The organism is Gloeocapsa sp. DLM2.Bin57 (assembly GCA_007693955.1).
Classification (GTDB): domain Bacteria; phylum Cyanobacteriota; class Cyanobacteriia; order Cyanobacteriales; family Gloeocapsaceae; genus Gloeocapsa.
This window is the reverse complement of record RECR01000041.1, coordinates 12,825-30,581: the sequence shown is the minus strand read 5'-3', so window position 1 is coordinate 30,581 and position 17,757 is coordinate 12,825. Positions and strand designations below refer to the sequence as shown.

12 protein-coding genes and 2 pseudogenes are annotated in these 17,757 nt (G+C 38.6%); 5 read left to right on the top strand and 9 right to left on the bottom strand.

Going from position 1 to position 17,757, the window contains the following annotated elements; translation table 11 throughout:
• Positions 1-74: 74 nt before the first annotated feature.
• The 3 genes and pseudogenes from EA365_02830 to EA365_02820 all read right to left on the bottom strand — a co-directional run bounded on the left by EA365_02830 (position 75) and on the right by EA365_02820 (position 3,674).
• Positions 75-2,993, bottom strand: coding sequence for a DEAD/DEAH box helicase (locus EA365_02830; GenBank protein ID TVQ47901.1), 2,919 nt, complete (start codon positions 2,991-2,993; stop codon positions 75-77).
• A gap of 50 nt (positions 2,994-3,043) precedes the next feature.
• Positions 3,044-3,490 (bottom strand): nucleoside deaminase, encoded by a 447-nt coding sequence (locus EA365_02825; GenBank protein ID TVQ47904.1) that lies wholly within the window; start codon positions 3,488-3,490, stop codon positions 3,044-3,046.
• 106 nt (positions 3,491-3,596) lie between these two features.
• Positions 3,597-3,674 (bottom strand): annotated as a pseudogene (locus tag EA365_02820) (diversity-generating retroelement protein bAvd family protein).
• Positions 3,675-3,714: 40 nt separating this feature from the next.
• Between EA365_02820 and EA365_02815 the strand changes: the two are divergent.
• The 3 genes and pseudogenes from EA365_02815 to EA365_02805 all read left to right on the top strand — a co-directional run bounded on the left by EA365_02815 (position 3,715) and on the right by EA365_02805 (position 5,631).
• On the top strand, positions 3,715-4,311 hold the full coding sequence (locus tag EA365_02815) for a flavin reductase (protein ID TVQ47900.1): 597 nt from the start codon (positions 3,715-3,717) through the stop codon (positions 4,309-4,311).
• Positions 4,308-5,225: a M20 family peptidase gene (locus EA365_02810; protein ID TVQ47899.1), complete on the top strand. Its 918-nt coding sequence runs from the start codon at positions 4,308-4,310 to the stop codon at positions 5,223-5,225. The genes EA365_02815 and EA365_02810 overlap by 4 nt, the downstream gene beginning before the upstream one ends.
• Positions 5,200-5,631, top strand: a pseudogene (locus EA365_02805) (hypothetical protein). Before EA365_02810 ends, EA365_02805 begins: the two are co-directional and overlap by 26 nt.
• Before the next feature lie 127 nt (positions 5,632-5,758).
• Here EA365_02805 and EA365_02800 read toward each other — a convergent pair.
• From EA365_02800 to EA365_02790, 3 genes are all read right to left on the bottom strand, one after another.
• Positions 5,759-8,401 carry a bifunctional acetaldehyde-CoA/alcohol dehydrogenase gene (locus tag EA365_02800; GenBank protein ID TVQ47903.1) on the bottom strand — a complete coding sequence of 881 codons (2,643 nt, stop codon included), beginning with the start codon at positions 8,399-8,401 and terminating at the stop codon, positions 5,759-5,761.
• 172 nt (positions 8,402-8,573) lie between these two features.
• Complete coding sequence (locus tag EA365_02795) at positions 8,574-9,503, bottom strand: NAD(+) kinase (protein ID TVQ47898.1); 930 nt, start codon at positions 9,501-9,503, stop codon at positions 8,574-8,576.
• 9 nt (positions 9,504-9,512) lie between these two features.
• Positions 9,513-10,007: a cupin domain-containing protein gene (locus EA365_02790; protein ID TVQ47897.1), complete on the bottom strand. Its 495-nt coding sequence runs from the start codon at positions 10,005-10,007 to the stop codon at positions 9,513-9,515.
• Positions 10,008-10,013: 6 nt separating this feature from the next.
• Between EA365_02790 and EA365_02785 the strand changes: the two genes are divergently transcribed.
• Positions 10,014-10,667, top strand: a complete 654-nt coding sequence (locus EA365_02785) for a phosphoribosylglycinamide formyltransferase (GenBank protein TVQ47896.1) — start codon at positions 10,014-10,016, stop codon at positions 10,665-10,667.
• 99 nt (positions 10,668-10,766) lie between these two features.
• Here the strand turns inward: EA365_02785 and EA365_02780 are convergent, their stop codons facing one another.
• Positions 10,767-11,903 (bottom strand): geranylgeranyl reductase family protein, encoded by a 1,137-nt coding sequence (locus EA365_02780; GenBank protein TVQ47895.1) that lies wholly within the window; start codon positions 11,901-11,903, stop codon positions 10,767-10,769.
• Positions 11,904-12,021: 118 nt separating this feature from the next.
• Between EA365_02780 and aspS the strand changes: the two genes are divergently transcribed.
• Complete coding sequence (aspS, locus tag EA365_02775; protein ID TVQ47894.1) at positions 12,022-13,824, top strand: aspartate--tRNA ligase; 1,803 nt, start codon at positions 12,022-12,024, stop codon at positions 13,822-13,824.
• Here the strand turns inward: aspS and EA365_02770 are convergent.
• Together EA365_02770 and EA365_02765 are read right to left on the bottom strand one after the other, a co-directional pair.
• The gene (locus tag EA365_02770) at positions 13,791-15,884 is read right to left on the bottom strand and encodes a hypothetical protein (GenBank protein ID TVQ47893.1); all 2,094 of its coding nucleotides are present in this window, start codon (positions 15,882-15,884) and stop codon (positions 13,791-13,793) included. The genes aspS and EA365_02770 overlap by 34 nt on opposite strands.
• A gap of 609 nt (positions 15,885-16,493) precedes the next feature.
• On the bottom strand, positions 16,494-17,735 hold the full coding sequence (locus EA365_02765; protein ID TVQ47892.1) for a glycosyltransferase: 1,242 nt from the start codon (positions 17,733-17,735) through the stop codon (positions 16,494-16,496).
• Positions 17,736-17,757 lie beyond the last annotated feature (22 nt).

Genomic DNA, 17,757 nt, shown 5'->3' with positions numbered 1-17,757 from the left:
TAGATTAATGAAAAAGTAAAGCCCTCTGCCAAGGAGGGGGTTTTAAACCCATTTTCTGATAATTTAGCTCAAAATTAGAGAGGAAAACGTTTTAACATTGGTAAAGTCTCTTGAGCGTTTTCTCTCAGTTGCAGGGATAACATCGTTATTTGGGGTATTTGCCAAAGTATATCGATGGTTCGTCTCAATAAGCGGACAAGATCTCCCTCGTCTAGACTAGTCATTTCACATAGTTCATCCCATTCTAACCCAAGAGCCCATTGTTCTACTAAGCCCATCAATTGCGTTTCGAGTAAAACAGGGGGAACTTTACTTAATTTAGACTCGTATCTTCTTTGCACTTGATTAAGTTGACGTCGAAGTTGTTGGAGGTTGACTACTGATGCTTGGGTATTTTGCCCTAAACCTAATGCTTGTAAGACTTCAGGTGAACCAGGACAATCAACCCAAGTGTCGCTACGGGGTGGTTCAACGATTAAAGCACTAATCGCCGCTGCTAGTTGGGGAGGGGATAAATGGTCAAATGCTCCTGACATTAAGGCTAAAGCTATCCAGAGTTCATTTTCTCCCCTGATTAATGCTCCTACTTCCCCTAGGATAGTAATATTTAAATCATCTAAAGCCTTAAATTCTTGCAAGATTTCAATCAAACACAAAAATTCTTGCCAATAGTAAGGGATTTTATTCTTTCTGCTTTGATATTTATGTTGAATTTTACTCAGTTGATCTCTGAGAGAAAGACGTTGTTTGTATTGTTTAATGATTTCGCTCGGTTTTTTTCTTTGTTCGAGGGGATGATTGTCTATATTGGCTTGTACAGCGTCTAGACGATGTTGTTGTTCTATTATTTCTGGGGGTGGAGGTGTAGGGATGACATTTTTGAGTATTTTTTGGGTGATAATTTCTGTGACAACGTCTCCTTTGCTGAATCTACCTAGTTTCATTTTGCTAGATTCGGGTAGGGGAATTTGAGCTATTTCTCCTTCAGGTAGATAACCTTGGTTAATGTCTATGATGTCTTTATAGGTGATTAGATACCAATAATTATCTGCTCCTAAACAAACTAATTCGGGAGCTTGTCCAGGACCTGGTATTTTAGTTACTAGTAAAGCTATTAAGGGTGAATCTACCGCTACATTTTTACCTTTGAGAGCGAGAATTTGCCCTGAAGTTAGTTCTAAGAGTAAAGGAGCAATCTGTTTTTTGTGATCGTTTTGGGCTTGTTGTTGCAGTATCTTTAACAGATGTTGTTCTTGTTTGAGATGTTCTTTGAGTTTTTGGTAACTTTCTATCTCTGGGATACCTATACCTGTTCTCTCTAATTCTGCTAGTTTAATGTCTAGTTTGGCTAATTCGCTGTTGAGTTCGCTGATTTTTTGCCGTGAGGGGATTAATTTTAACTGTTCTAAATATTCGGCAAAACTGCGCTGTAGTAAGTCTTTGATTTCTTCTAGACTGTGTTTTTGCAGTAGGTTTAAAACCATCCCATAGGAAGGGGTAAACTGACTAGTTAAAGCTTCTGGTTTAGCCATAGCTAGTCTCGCTGCTTCCTGTGCTCCTTCAAAAGGGGTTTGGACTGTAACTACGTGTCCTACTTTGTCCTTACCTCTACGTCCTGCTCTTCCTGCAATCTGCAAGAATTCTGAAGGGGTGAGCATACTGTGTCCACTATCTGTACGTCTGCTCAGAGATGATATAATCGTAGTACGTGCCGGCATATTAATACCTGCTGATAGGGTTGCTGTAGCAAAAACAACTTTAATTAATCCTTGCTCAAAGAGTTTTTCTACTAGTTCTTTCCAGGGGGGTAATAATCCCGCGTGGTGGCTAGCTATTCCTCTCATCAGAGGGTCTAATTGTTCTATTCGGGCAATTTTGCTAGTTTTGGCTAATAAAAGCAGTATGGTCTCTTTTAAACCTGGGTTTTGTTCTAAATATGCCCAAAATTCTTGGTCTGCTTGGGGATTATTGGCTAAAAGACTTAGTAGTTTTTGTTGTAAATCTGGGTATTGCTCCAGTGCGTTACACAAAGCTAGTTGTAATTCTGGGTTATCTACTAGTAAGAATTCTAGCAGGGTTAAATAGATTTTTTGGGCTTCTTGATTGGTGACTAGTTGTAATGAGTCTAGGGATTTGATTGCTTGTTCACAACCGCGACGACTGAAAATTATATAAATCGCGGGGAGCATATCTCCTTGGATTAATTGCTCAATAATTTGAGGTATGTTAGGACAATCTTCTCGATAAAGCCTCCTTCTGGCGTATTTTTGGCTCTGTATTTTGAGTTGGCTATTGATTTGGTTTTGTTTTTGATTGAGTAAGGGTAATAAACCATCAAGAGAGCTAAAATAAACCCTTAAGGGGACAGGACGAAAATTGGAGTTGATTAAGACGCATTTGTATTGACTGTCTGCTTGTTGAGAGTTGCGCACTTGCTCAATCCAATCGCTGAGTTGTTCTGGATTGCCGATAGTTGCTGATAATGCTATTAATTGAATCTTAGCAGGACAATAGATTATTGATTCTTCCCATACTGTACCTCTAGATGTATCGCTAATATAGTGACACTCGTCTAGTACTACTGATTCTACGTTTTCTAGGGATGTTCCTACTTGTCCAATAGGGGTTTCGTACAGCATATTGCGGAAAATTTCTGTAGTCATCACTACAATAGCTGCGTCTGGGTTGATAATAATATCACCTGTGATTAAGCCAACGTCTTGAGGATTGTCTAAAAGCTCCCTAAAATCCCGGAATTTTTGATTAGAAAGGGCTTTGAGGGGAGTAGTATAGAAGACTCTTTTTCCTTGGGCTAAAGCACGATGAATCCCATATTCGCCTATGAGAGTTTTACCAGAGCCTGTGGGAGCACAAACCACAACAGAGTTACCAGCGTCAAGAGCAGCGATCGCCTGTAATTGAAAATCGTCTAATTCAAAAGGAAAAAGCTCTTTAAGATTTAATGAGAGAGAAAGATCAGAACTTTTTTTCACACTCGGGGCTAAATACTAAATTAATATAGACTAGTTAACCATGTCTGCTCCTATTTTAGCTTTTCTTGGCGTTGTCGTGCAAACCAAGATTGTAATTGTTTTTTACAGGCTAATTCTTTAATTCCCGCTAAAACCTGTAAACGATGATTAGAAGCTAGACTATCTGGTAAGTTAAACACACTGCGCACTGCTCCAGTTTTGGGATCGTCAACACCATAAACCAATAAACCGAGTCTAGCTTGAATAATTGCTCCTGTACACATGATACAGGGTTCTAGGGTAACGTAAAGGATACAATTGTTTAATCTCCATGTGCCTAATTTATGGCTAGCTTGACGAATAGCGATTATTTCAGCGTGGGCTGTGGGATCTTGGTTTTTTTCTTTGCGATTGGTTGCTTGAGCGATTAAGTTTCCCTCTGCATCAATAATAACAGCTCCAACGGGAACTTCACCTGATTCAAGACCGATTTGAGCTAAATTTAGGGCGTAACTCATCCATTGTTGATGTTGTAAATAGCTTTCTTGGTTTAACTCATATATTGCATCTTTGTCATAAGATATTGGTAATAGGGTATGGGGTGTAGGGTGTGGGGTATGGGGATTATTTGTTTTCAAGGGCCCGAATTAAAGCTAGTAGGAGTCTGCCAACCGATTCACATTGATTAAGGATAGAGTTTAACATTGCTATCATAGAAATATACCTCGTGTAGGAGGTTAAAATGTCTCAACAATTGGTTAAATTAGACCTAAAATATAACATCTGGGATCGCTTTTTTCTAGTAGCACAATTTGTAGTTATAGGTAGCAAAGAAGAGACGGGAGCTTACGATTTAGCCCCAAAACATATGGCAATGCCTTTAGGATGGGATAATTATTTTGGCTTTGTCTGTACTCCTAGTCATGGTACTTATCAAAATATAGTCAGAGAAAAAGTATTTACGATAACCTTTCCTAAACCAGAACAAATAGTTTTAACTAGTTTATCAGCTAGTCCTCGTTGTGAGGATCATTCTAAACCTTCTTTACAAATATTGCCTACTCAAAAAGCTTCTGTAATAGATGGTGTATTTTTAGCAGAGGGTTATTGTTTTCTAGAATGTAATCTAGACAGAATTATTGATGGTTTTGGTAAAAATAGTTTAATTGTTGGTCAAATAGTCGCAGCTTATCTAGATCCTCAGGCTGCTAGGGAAAGCGATCGCGATGACCAAGATGTATTACAAAAATGTCCTCTCTTAGTCTATCTCTCTCCTGGTCGATATAAAATCATTGATTCTAGTTTTTCTTTTCCTTTTCCAGAGGGGTTTAGCCAATGAGTTATTCTAATCAGACTAGAAGATTACGAGATTATCTCCATAGTCGTCAAACACCAATGCAAGAGTTACTTAAAGAATTGATTCTGACTGAATCTCCCTCTACTGTACCAGCTAGTCAAGGAAAGATTTTAAGGATTCTTACAGAAGCTTGGCGTAAAAGAGGTTATTTAGTTCGTTATCTTCCTGGAAAGAAAACAGGAGGACATTTATTGGCTTTACCGCAAAATAGAGCTAAAAATCAAGCAATACAACTATTGTTAGGACATTGTGATACTGTTTGGCCTTTGGGAACTATAGCCAAAATGCCTCTTTATTCTCAAGAAGGTAAACTCTATGGACCTGGTAGTTATGATATGAAAGCCGGACTAGTATCGAGTATTTTCGCAGTTGAAGCAATTCTAGCTCAAGATTTAACTTTACAAGTAGCTCCAGTTATCTTAATTAATTCTGATGAAGAAATCGGTAGCATTGAATCAACTCAAGCAATCCGTAAATTAGCTCAAAGAGCCAATCGAGCTTTAATCATGGAACCATCTTTAGGTCCTCGGGGAAAGCTGAAAACTAGACGTAAAGGAGTAGGTAGGTTTACGGTTCAAGTTATCGGCAAAGCAGCTCACGCAGGGTTAGATCCTGAAAAGGGTGCTAGTGCTATTCTAGAGTTATCTTTTGTGATTCAAAAATTGTTTGCTCTCAATGACCCTGTTAAAGGTATAAGCGTTAATGTGGGAACTATTGATGGTGGAATTCGTTCCAATGTGATTGCTCCTGAAAGCAAAGCGATCGTTGATGTCAGAATACTCAATCTTGAGGATGTTAGTGCAATTGAACAAAAAATTTTAAATTTACAACCAACTACATCAGGTACTAAATTAATAATTACTGGTGGTATTGGGTTTAAAAGTAATAGGGGCTAAATTAACTGGTGCTAGTCGTTACCGAGATATTCTCGCGATGAAAGATGCAGGAGCTGATCAGATTTTTGATTTTGTTGATGTTGGATTACCTTCTTCTATTTGTCCTGGTGAAGAATTTCGACAATGTCTCCTTATTTTATTAACTCTGATCGCTGCTCATAACCCTGATGTAGTAGTCGTAGAAGCGGGGGCTTCTCCTTTTGAACCTTATAATGGCTCAATTGTACTTGAGGAAATTAAAGAACATATTTGTTTAACGGTTTTATGCGCTTGTGATCCCTATGCAGTAGTAGGAGTGATTAAAGGTTTTGGGATTACACCTGATCTTATCAGCGGAGTCGCTACTAATACTAGTGCGGGCTTGGCGTTAATTACCAAGTTAACGGGTCTTCCTGCTCTGAGTTTAATCAATGATGATAATCAGTACCAATTGAAAGAATTGTTAAAAGCAAAAGTGGATAAGAAAACATAGATGAGCTTTCAACAGCAGCGATTGCTGATGGTAAGCTCATCTAATTTGGTCACAAATATACTTAAACTTCAGCAGTTTGGGGTTGAGAAGTTGGTTCTAGGGGTTGTGGATTATCAGCTAAACGCCCATAATAAGCATCAATGAAAAGCTGTTTTAAATCACTAATCAAAGGATAACGAGGATTAGATCCTGTACATTGATCATCAAAAGCTTGTTCTGATAATTCATCTAGTTTAGCTAAGAATTGGGCTTCACTTTCAGAAATAACCTCTCGAATCGAACTAGGTATATTAACCTGACGCTTCAAGTCTTCAATAGCTGTAATCAACAGATTAATCTTCTCTTCTTCATTATTACCCCCAAGATTGAGATAATCAGCGATACGAGCATAACGCCATTTAGCGTTAGGGTATTTATATTGTGAGAAAGTCGCCTGTTTAAAAGGTGCATCGGTAGCGTTGTATTTAATGACGTAGGAAATCATCAAAGCGTTAGCTAAACCGTGGGGAATGTGGAAAATTGCCCCCAATTGGTGCGCCATAGAATGACAAATACCTAAGAAACCATTGGCAAAAGCTAAACCCGCCATAGTAGCTGCATAGTGCATTTTTTCTCTGGCTTTGGGATTATGTGCACCTTGATGATAAGAATCAGGAAGGTATTTGAAAATTAGACGAATCGCTTCTAGGGATAATCCATTAGTAAACTCTGAAGCTAATACCGAGACATAAGCTTCTAAAGCGTGGGTTAAAGCGTCAACTCCACCAAACGCGGTCAAAGCTTTCGGCATATTTAACACTAACTCAGGATCGATGATCGCCATATTGGGGGTTAACGCATAATCAGCTAAAGGATATTTAATCTGATTACGGCGATCAGTTACTACCGCAAAGGGGGTAACCTCTGAACCTGTTCCCGAGGTGGTAGGAATAGCGACCATAATCGCTTTTTCCCCTAAAGGTGGTAAATCATAAACCCGCTTACGGATATCCATAAAACGCATGGCTAATCCCTCAAATTCAATCTCGGGATGTTCATACATCAACCACATAATCTTAGCTGCATCCATCGGAGATCCACCCCCAATAGCGATAATTACATCAGGGTCAAAGTTATTCATCATGGTTAACCCACGTTGTACCGTATCTAGAGAAGGATCTGGCTCTACATCATAGAAGACATTATATTTAACACCTATCTCTTCTAAGACCTCTTCTAGCCCTTTAGTCATTCCCATCTCATAAATTGGTTTATCCGTAACTACGAAAGCCCGTTTTTTCCCGGCTAATTCCCGAATTGCTACTGGTAAAGAGCCATGTCTAAAATAAATTTTAGGGGGAATGCGAAACCAGAGCATATTTTCTCGTCTTTCCGCGACGGTTTTGATATTGAGTAGGTGTTTTGGTTCGACGTTTTCACTAATAGAGTTACCACCCCAACTACCACAACCTAGGGTTAAAGAAGGATCTAAACGGAAGTTATAGATATCCCCGATCGCTCCTTGAGAAGATGGTGTATTAATTAATACCCTTGCGGTTTGTACTTTATCTTCAAAAGCTTGAATATGTTCTAGGTTATTTGGATCTGTATATAATGATGCTGTATGACCTTTACCCCCAAATTGTACTAAAGCTTCTGCTTTTTTCACTGCATCTGCAAAATCAGTAGCCCGATACATGCCTAGAATTGGGGATAATTTCTCGTAAGAAAATGGCTCTTGATAACCTATTTCTTCTACTTCGGCTAGGATAACTCTGGTGTTAGCTCCTACGCTAAATCCCGCTAATTCCGCTATTCTTTGCACCGGTTGACCGACTATCTCTGGGTTAAGATGTCCATCAACAATCACTACTTTACCTAGTTTTTCTCTTTCTTCAGGGTTGACAAAATAAGCTCCACGTTCAAGAAATTCTGCTCTGACTTGTTCGTAAACCTCATCAACAACTACTACTGACTGCTCACTGGCACAAATCATACCATTATCAAAGGTCTTACTCAAGATGATCGAGGAGACAGCCATTTTGATATGGGCTGAAGCGTCTATTAATGCGGGTGTATTGCCGGCTCCAACTCCTAAAGATGGACGTCCCGAAGAATAAGCCGCTTTCACCATTCCCGGACCTCCTGTCGCTAAAATTAGCTTGATATCGGAGTTCTGCATCAATCCTTGGGATAAGGCTACTGTAGGCTCATCTATCCAACCGATTATATTCTCTGGTGCTCCTGCTTTTACCGCTGCTTCGAGTACTATTTTCGCTGCTTCAATGGTGCAATTTTTCGCTCTGGGGTGAGGTGAAAAAATAATCCCGTTGCGGGTTTTTAAGGCAATTAATGATTTAAAGATTGCTGTAGAGGTTGGGTTAGTGGTTGGGACTATTCCCGCTAAAACTCCTACTGGTTCGGCTATTTTCTGGAATCCAAATGATTTGTCTTCCTCAATCACTCCACAGGTTTTCTCTTGTTTATATTTGTTGTAGATAATTTCTGAAGCAAAATGATTTTTAATCACTTTGTCTTCTACAACACCCATTCCTGTTTCTGTAGCTGCCATTTTTGCTAAAACAATTCTGGCTGTATTGGCTGCTAGGGCTGCTTTTTTGAAAATTGCATCTACTTGCTCTTGACTATAGGAGGCGTATTCCTGTTGTGCGGTTTTAACCCGTTGTATGAGGTTTTGTAGTTCTTCTTGATTGGTGACTTTTATCAGCATTATTTTAGTTAGTATTACGATAACTAGTCATAATTTTAACTCTTAATTTTTGCTCAGTTTATCCTTTTAGATACTTTCCGTAAAACTTTAGATTTTTTTAAGATTAATTGGGATTTAAAATTACTTAAGTGTTATTAATTAGTGTTAACAAACAAAAGAGCAGTCGCTATTTACCATTAGAACGATTATTATTAGTATGATAGACTCTAGCACCAGCCCAGAGTAATTTTTCTCTGAGAGTTTGATAAAAAGAATAACTTTGACGTAGAATGATAAAACGAGCTGATTTTTCAGCCATAAATACTCTGACCCATTGATTGGGCCAAATTGAAGTAGCTAAAGCACCATCTGTCCATAGTTTAGTATTTAGTTCATAGTCTCCTAAGGGCCAAATACTAACTACAGACCGAGGTGGTATTACGATAGAACGACTAGAAAGGCTCAGAGGACAAATAGGGGTAAGGGCGATCGCTTCCATACCAGGATGAATAATAGGACCATTAGCAGAAGCTGTATAACAGGTAGATCCTGTAGGTGTAGCCACTAATAAACCATCACCGTGATATTGATCGACTACTTCTCCATCTACTTCCATTTCTAACACAGAAGTAGGCATACGGTCAATACTAGCGGGTTTAATACACATTTCGTTGAGACAGAAGTATTTCTGACCAAGAATTTCAGGATTATGGCGATCGCCTTCACAGATAACAGCTGCTAACATCATACGTTGTTGTACCGCGTAATGGTCTGATTGTAAGCGTTCCCAGACTCTAGTAGTATCTTGAAACTCTTCAAAAGGTTCGGTTAAAAAGCCTAAATGTCCCCCCACGTTAACTGCTAAAATAGGAATACCTTCTTGAGCTAATTGACGCGCTGCGCTTAAAACAGTACCATCTCCTCCTAAAATGATCGCCAGGTCGATTTTGCTGTTAGAAGAGGCTAAAAACACGGGATAGGGGTTATCTTTATAACCACTAGGCCCCATTAAGACATGACAATTAAGGGCTTCTAATTCTTTAGCACATTTTTCAGCCCAACTCCGACTCTGAGAGTCTCCCGATTTATGAGCGATGATAACTTGTTTTAATTCCACGATGCTTATTTACCCTTGATTATGGTTCAGATAATCCTTGATTTCTGGGGCTAAGTGAGGATATTGTGTTAGTAAACTCTGATCAGCTATTTCCATATCTCGATAATCAAAACCTGGTGCTACCGCTTCCCCTATTAAACCATAGTCACCTGTTTCTAAAAATCCAGCTTTCCAACAACCAGCCTTGACTAAGAGTTGCAATTGTTCTCCTGCTGCTAGATTACTTCCTAGTTTAACCTTTTCTAATCTACCTTCGGGATCAATAATCAGATACGTAATTGCTGCTCCTGTGTGGAAATAGTGGATAATATCTGAGCGATTTTTCTGAAAATGATTAACGGGCTGATCCCTGGTTAACAAATAGTATATAGATGTGCACATATTGCGTAGATTACCGCTTCTTTCTGTAGGTATTTGTTCAACGGCGCGATAGGTTTCAGCGAAATAGCCACCCTCAATATGTTTAACTAGATTTAAACTTGCAATTATTTCTTCTTTGGTCATCTTATTATGATTAATCCTTCTGTAGATTATGCTAATTCTCTCTTAATTTCCCCTCCTTTGTCTAATTTACAACCAACTAATACTAAACCAATCAGATTAGGGATTTTAGCTTCAGGAAGTGGGAGCAATTTTGGAGCGATCGCCGCTGCTATTCAAGCAGGAAAACTTAAGGCGGAAATCCCTCTAGTTATCTATAATAATCCTAAAGCGGGAGTGCGTGATCGTGCTGTCAATTATCAAGTTCCTGCAATCTTGGTTAATCACCGTAATTTTGCTACTAGAGAAGATTGTGACGCTGAAATTGTCCGCATTTTACAACAACACCAAGTTGATTGGGTGATTATGGCGGGATGGATGCGTATAGTTACAAATGTTCTTTTAGAAGCTTTTACCAATAGAATCATTAATATTCATCCTAGCTTATTACCTAGTTTTCCAGGGATTCGCGCTGTAGAACAAGCTTTAGCTGCGGGAGTAAAAATAACTGGTTGTACGGTACATATAGCCACTTTAGAAGTAGATAGTGGACCGATTTTGATTCAAGCGGCTGTACCTATTTTACCCGATGATACACCCCTGACTTTACACGCGCGTATTCAAGCACAAGAACACTTGATTTTACCACAGGCGATCGCTTGGTGTAGCCAACAGGAGAAGTAGGGGAGAGGGAAATAAAGAATGTAGAATGAGCGAAACAATAATTAATTCGCGCATTCGCGCATTCGGAATAACCCCTAACTCCTAACTCCTAACTCCGAATTATTTCATACCTGGGATGAGACTTTTTTTCAAGCGACTCATGGCTTTATCGGTGATATCGCTATATCTAAGTTCACCACAGAGAATTTGACCCATAATTTGAGCTGCAGAAGGACGTTTTACGCCAACTTTATAGGCGATTTGGGGGAATTGATAAAATAATCCCGCTAGACGTTGGGCTAAAATCATATCATTACCCCATTCTTGTTTAACAATCTCAGTATATTGAGAGATAGCGTTGGGGTTACCTTGAAGACTTTGGTTAATCGCTTCGGCAGCTTTAATACCAGTCCAAATTGAAGGTCGAATACCTTCCCCTGTGAGAGGATCTAATACTCCTGCAGCTTCACCAGCTACGATCGCTTTTTGACTATGGAGGGGTTGATTTTCGCGCCATAAACCTAGGGGGTATTCGGTATAACTAGCATTACTAGTATCTAAACCAAATTCCTTAGCGTAGGTAAAAATCTGTTTTTTCAGTTCAGCTGAATTAGCTTTGTTACCTCGTAAAATAGCACCACTAATACTATAACCGTCACTCTTGGGGAAGTTCCAGATATAGCCATTTTTAAGTAACCCAAATTCAAAATAAGCTTTATTGAGGTTTTGAGGAGGTTGATTAGTTTTGATTTCCAGAGATCCAGCTAAACTAGGTTGGGGGTTACCTAAACCTAGCCATTTAGACACCACGCTATTAACCCCATCAGCAGCAATTAGATAATTTGCTGTAAAGGTTTCTGTAGGAGTTTTCACGATCCAACCTTCGGGTTGAGATTGAATAGCGGTAACTTCGGTATCGTCTTTAAAGGTTGCTCCCTTCTGGATAGCTTGATCTAGAATAAACTTATCAAAAGCACTTCGATTAACCATCCACATAGGTTGAACGTTTTTGAGTTTGGCTTCTACGGGATCGCCAATTTTCCAGGTATATTGTACTTGGGTGATGGTATTGTCAATGACGGGGGTAAAGTCAAAATCAAACCAAGAAGCGATCGCCGGAGAGACACCCCCTCCACAGGGTTTACTACGAGGGAAAGAAGCTTTATCTAAGATTAAGACTGAGTGAGCTTGTTTAGCGAGATGATAAGCAGCTGTAGCCCCAGCGGGACCTGCACCTATAACCAGACAATTATACATAGAAAAAGACTTTGAGTATTTGTAAGAAAAGATTATAGTGATTTTAGCCCAAAAGGAATAAAATTGGTCAGAGAAAAACTGATAGTATTTAATTAATATGGATGGGTTAAGTTAGTCAATGCGGAATTATTATTGCGGAGAATTACAAGCTAAACAGGTTGAAGAAACCGTGACTCTGTGTGGTTGGGTGGATAGAAGAAGAGATCACGGGGGAGTGATTTTTATAGATTTGCGCGATCGCTCAGGGGTAGTACAAATAGTCAGCGATCCTCAACGTACTCCCGATTCTTATTCAGACGCAGAAACCCTCAGAAATGAATATGTAGTTAGAATAACAGGAAAAGTTAGCCCACGTCCGGTGGATTCAAAAAACCCCAAATTACCCACAGGAGAAATTGAAATCTACGCTCATAAAATTGAGATACTCAATGGGGTAACTAAACAACTACCTTTTCAGGTATCTAGTATTGACTCTGAATTAGTCAGAGAAGACTTAAGGTTAAAATACCGTTACCTAGATTTAAGACGGGAAAAAATGTACGCTAATCTCCGTCTCCGTCATGAGGTGGTTAAAGGGATTCGCGATTATTTAGAGAATCAAGAACATTTTCTAGAGGTAGAGACTCCTATTTTAACTCGCTCTACCCCTGAAGGAGCAAGAGATTATCTTGTCCCCTCCCGAGTCAATCCAGGAGATTGGTACGCTTTACCTCAGTCTCCCCAATTGTTTAAACAGTTATTGATGGTAGCAGGATGCGATCGCTATTATCAAATTGCGCGTTGTTTTCGGGATGAGGATTTAAGAGCAGATCGTCAACCAGAATTTACCCAATTAGACATGGAAATGAGTTTTATGTCTTTAGATGAGGTAATTACTCTTAACGAGGGGTTAATCTCTCATATCTTTAAAAAGGTCAAAAATATCGAGTTATCTACTCCTTTTCCACGTTTAACTTATAACGAAGCGATGGATGTATATGGAAGCGATCGCCCTGATACCCGTTTTGATTTAAAATTAGTAGATGTGTCAGAGATTGTCCAAGATTGTGGTTTTAAAGTTTTCTCTGATGTAGTTAAAAAAGGTGGTTTAGTCAAAATTCTCCCTATTCCTGGGGGGAATGAGACTATCTCCAACATGAGAATCAAACCAGGTGGAGATATTTATAAAGAAGCAACCATCGCAGGTGCTAAAGGAATCGCTTATATTCGTGTGCGCGAAGAAGGGGAAATCGATACGATTGGAGCGATTAAAGATAACCTAAGTGTAGAGCAAAAAGCAGCAATTTTAAGCAAAACTAAGGCTAAACCTGGACATTTATTACTGTTTGTCGCGGCAGAAACTAATATAGTCAATAAAGCTTTAGATCGTTTACGCTTATTCATCGGAGCAGAATTAGGTTTAATCCCTGAAAATCAAATTAATCTACTCTGGGTAACAGATTTCCCAATGTTTGAGTGGAATCCCGAGGAAAAAAGACTAGAAGCGTTACACCACCCCTTTACTGCTCCCTATGCTGAAGATATCGAGGATTTAGCCAACGCTAGAGCACAAGCTTATGACTTAGTATTTAATGGTGTAGAAATCGGTGGAGGTAGTTTACGTATCTATCAGAAAGAGATCCAAGAAAAAGTCTTTCAAACGATCGGGTTATCCCCACAGGAAGCTCAAGATAAATTTGGTTTCCTTTTAGAAGCTTTTGAATATGGTGCTCCTCCCCATGGTGGTATCGCTTACGGTTTAGATCGTTTAGTGATGTTACTCGCTCAAGAAGAATCAATTAGAGATGTGATTGCTTTTCCGAAAACCCAACAAGCAAGTTGTTTACTCACCGAAGCACCAGCATCAGTGAGCGATAAACAGTTAAAAGAGTTGTATATTGCTTCAACTTACCAACCTGAAGAGAAAGAGTCAAAAACTTGATTTTCTTTACCTTCTAATAGGTTACTTCTCATGCTTACTAATTCAGAATCAGAGTTAAAGAGGTCTTCTTTTATTGTAGCTGAGGATGCTCCGAGTAGTTGTTTAGGATCAATCTCCGATTTAATTTCCACAGCTGAGCTATTGTCAAAGAGGAAGTTATCACTATTAGGGGTGACGCCATCGTCATTGAGAATGGTGATAATTCCTTGTCCTTTATCGATGGTAGCGTTAACTGGATTACTAGCATTAACATAAAAGACTTCATGAGGCTCTGGAACTCTATCTCCTCTGACTCTAACTCTTTCGGTAATCTGAGTTTGACCTGGGCTAAAGGTAATGGTTTTACTACCTGCTGTATAGTCTGATCCACTTACGGCTGTACCATCGGCTGTAGATAGGGTAACCGAAACTGGTTGACTGCTAGGAGAATCTAGGGTAACTAGGAAGTTAAACCATTTAAAACCAGAATTACCTTCATAATCTGCTACATCACCAACGCTGATTCTCGGTAGGGTTTGGTCATTATCGATGATGGTTACTACTGCTTGGTTATTACTTAAAACAGCTCCATTGGGGTTACTTAGGTTGACATAGAATGTTTCGTCAGGTTCAGCAATCGTATCATCGATGATGGGAACAGCAATAGTAGCAGAAGTTTGATTCGCGGGAATAGTTAAAGTACCATTAGTAGTGGTATAATCGCTACCTGCGATCGCTGTTCCGTTTTGAGTTGCATAGTTAACCGTGATTGGTCCTGCAGCAGCTCTAGAAAGGTTAACATTAACTACAGCATTACCAACATTTTCGTTAACGGTTAGATTATTAATAGATATCTCAATGGGTGCAATTTGACCAGTTAAAGCGTTATGAGCGTTAAGTCTTCCACCTGTAACAGTAATTCCACTCAAAGAAGGAACAGGATCAACTGTACTTAAAATTCTGTCTTTGATTTGTTGATAACTCCAAGAGGGATTTTGAGCTTTTAATAGTGCAGCGACTCCTGTAACGTGAGGTGCTGCCATAGACGTACCGCTTTTATAGCCATAACCAGTTCCACTTACTGTACTATAAATACTCGCTCCGGGTGCTCCTAAATGAATTGTATTTGCTCCATAGTTAGAAGTGCTATGTTTTTCATCGTTACTATTGGTAGCAGTAACAGCAATAATGTTATCTAAATTAAAAGCAGCTGGATAACTAGTGTTTGTGTAGTTCGCTGAGGTAAGATCAACATCAGCATTATCATTACCTGCAGATGCGACAAATAAGATCCCTTGTTGTCCCGCTTGAGCAATGGCATTTCTGATACCATCATCATAGTTGGGGAAACTATAGCTATTGTTAACAGCAACAATATTTACTCCTCTACTCCGCATCATATTGACGTAATTAATAGCTTGGAAAATATGAAAGGTTGTACCACCTGCTGCTCTAATGGGCATTATTTTGACGTTGGGAGCTACACCACTGATACCTATACCGTTGTTACCTTCAGCGCCGATAATTCCTGCTACGTGTGTACCATGTCCAGTGACATCCATGGGGTCTGAATTTCTACCAACAAAGTCATAACCATGGTAGTCATCCACGTAACCATTACCATCATCGTCAATTCCGTTATTAGGAATCTCTCCTGTATTTACCCAGATATTATTTCTTAAATCGGGGTGGTTGTAATCTACTCCTGTATCAATTACCGCGATAACTATTTCATCGCTACCTGTAGTGATATCCCAAGCTTGGGGAGCGTCTATATCGCGATTGTTACTGTTGTGTAAACCCCACTGCAGGCTAAAACTAGGATCGTTGGGGATAGCTTGAGGAGTAACTAAACTGTTGCGTCCTACGTATTCTGTGTTATTATTTTCTTCTAGTAATGTTACGACTTTGTTGATATCTACATCAGCAGCAAATGTCCATAATTCTTTACCAGAGACAACATCGACATCTTCTACACTAGCACCGAGACTAGCTCTTAGTTCTGTTTTGGTTGCTTCTGCTGTTTCCGATAAGAATTGAACTAATACTTGATTATTTATATAGTTAGAGTTGCTATTCATGGCTATTGACCTATAAGGAATTTGTTTTATCTATCCTTATCATTCCTTTTTCCTTGAGCATTGTTGTGGCTACAATCACTGATTTTTAGCGATATAGTGTAAATCCTGATAGTGTAAATATTGAGAGCAAATCCTATAAAAGTAAATTTATTTACGTTAATTTTCTGATTTTTACTATTAAAAATACTGGGGTTAAGTTATTATGAAACTGGGAATATGAGTTAAAACTAGTAGGTACTAGGTTAACCAGATTCTTTGCTCTGTCTTAATTTTATTGCTATAGTATTAGATTTTTGCTAACTATACTCAATAACTTTATGTAAATAAATATACTGAAAAAGTTTGTAACCTTAATTATAATTACACAAATTATAAAAAGTAAATATTAAGCATATTTTTTAAACAAAACTTTAGTTAATTAGAGTTTTTAACTTTTATTAAGTATTTACACGTAACTAAGTAAAAATAGTAATTTTATTCAGGAGCAAAAATTATTTATAAAATTGGCTAACTATTAACTTAGATTGCCAATCAAAAAAGAGAAAAAAGTCTTAAAACTCCCTTCTCTCAAAAATTTAGAGGTTATTTAATTAAATATTGTCAAGCAATTTAATCTGGACAAAGACTGTTGACGGTTTCGGTAACTATAGATTCAAAGCGACTAAAAGAGTAGTTATCAATAACCATCTCTCTACCCTGTTGGGCTAATCTGTTACATAAATCTGAATCATTGAGTAATCGAATACATTGATCTGTAAACTCTGTTTCCGTGTTTGCGACTAGTAAAGCTTCTTGATTGGGTAAATTTCTGTAGCCATAATGAACCTGATCAGTGACTACCGCAGTTCGTCCATAATAGAGAGACTCCATTACTTTAATTTTAGTACCTCCACCTTCAAAAAGGGGTACGATGGTAAATCGAGCTTGATTGTATTCTTTGCGCAAATCTTCCACAAAACCGACGTACTCTACTCCTGGTATCACACCTAGTTGTGATTCTAACTCTGACCAATTACCTAAACCCACTATACGTAATTGTGCGCTATTCACTACCTTACGAATATTTGACCACTGATTGACAATAAAGTTTTTGACTCCGTCTCGGTTAACTCGATATCCGTGAATACCCACGAATAAAATAGTCTGAGAATCAGGATTAATGGGTATAAACTCTGGAGGCTCACTCAACATAGTAGAGTAGGGAATATTGGGTAAAATCGAAACTTCGGGATGGTTAATCATATTTTGGTGATTTTGATGGGTTACCCAAATATGTTGAGGTAGTGAGAGTAATTGGGGTAAGATCTTCTCGGTTTGTTTCAGATGAGAAGCCAAAATTACACGAGAGAAGAAATTTAACCCAGGTTGATTTAATCTGGTACGGAGGGTTTCGTTATCTGGATCATCATAATCGAGGATAATCGGTACATTGGTTTGATTGAATATTCCCGCTTTAGCAACAGTCCGTAAATGTCGTCCAATAATTAAATCATAATCGTTTTTGGCTAATAAATCCTTGACTACTGGTTGGAGTAGAGGATCTGCTTTATAAATAACTTGAGCGCGATCGCTTAACACCAATGCTAGATTATCGATAACTTGGGGTTGAATCTTTCTGAAGCTTTTCGAGAACCCTATTTCTCCAGGATTGAGAGTATTAACCAGTTGGATTGATTTCACTCCAGGGAAAAACTCAGACAAAACCTGAAGATTTCCTCCACCCACCAATACCACATCAACCTCACCTAATTTTTGTAAAATATTGTAAATTAAGTTGGTTCTCTGACCACCACCAGAACGAGGATTAGTACAACTCGATGGTGATAGTAATAAAAACTTTTTCTTTCCCATAGTTATTTTTTTCCTTTTAACT

What these genes read in the sequence shown, in the direction of transcription:
- EA365_02810 (TVQ47899.1), top strand. Translation starts at nt 4,308, where the DNA reads ATGAGTTATTCTAATCAGACTAGAAGATTACGAGATTATCTCCATAGT.
- EA365_02785 (TVQ47896.1), top strand. Translation starts at nt 10,014, where the DNA reads ATGATTAATCCTTCTGTAGATTATGCTAATTCTCTCTTAATTTCCCCT.
- EA365_02780 (TVQ47895.1), bottom strand. Translation starts at nt 11,903, where the DNA reads ATGTATAATTGTCTGGTTATAGGTGCAGGTCCCGCTGGGGCTACAGCT.
- EA365_02770 (TVQ47893.1), bottom strand. Translation starts at nt 15,884, where the DNA reads ATGAATAGCAACTCTAACTATATAAATAATCAAGTATTAGTTCAATTC.
- EA365_02765 (TVQ47892.1), bottom strand. Translation starts at nt 17,735, where the DNA reads ATGGGAAAGAAAAAGTTTTTATTACTATCACCATCGAGTTGTACTAAT.
- aspS (TVQ47894.1), top strand. Translation starts at nt 12,022, where the DNA reads ATGCGGAATTATTATTGCGGAGAATTACAAGCTAAACAGGTTGAAGAA.
- EA365_02790 (TVQ47897.1), bottom strand. Translation starts at nt 10,007, where the DNA reads ATGACCAAAGAAGAAATAATTGCAAGTTTAAATCTAGTTAAACATATT.
- EA365_02815 (TVQ47900.1), top strand. Translation starts at nt 3,715, where the DNA reads ATGTCTCAACAATTGGTTAAATTAGACCTAAAATATAACATCTGGGAT.
- EA365_02825 (TVQ47904.1), bottom strand. Translation starts at nt 3,490, where the DNA reads ATGAGTTACGCCCTAAATTTAGCTCAAATCGGTCTTGAATCAGGTGAA.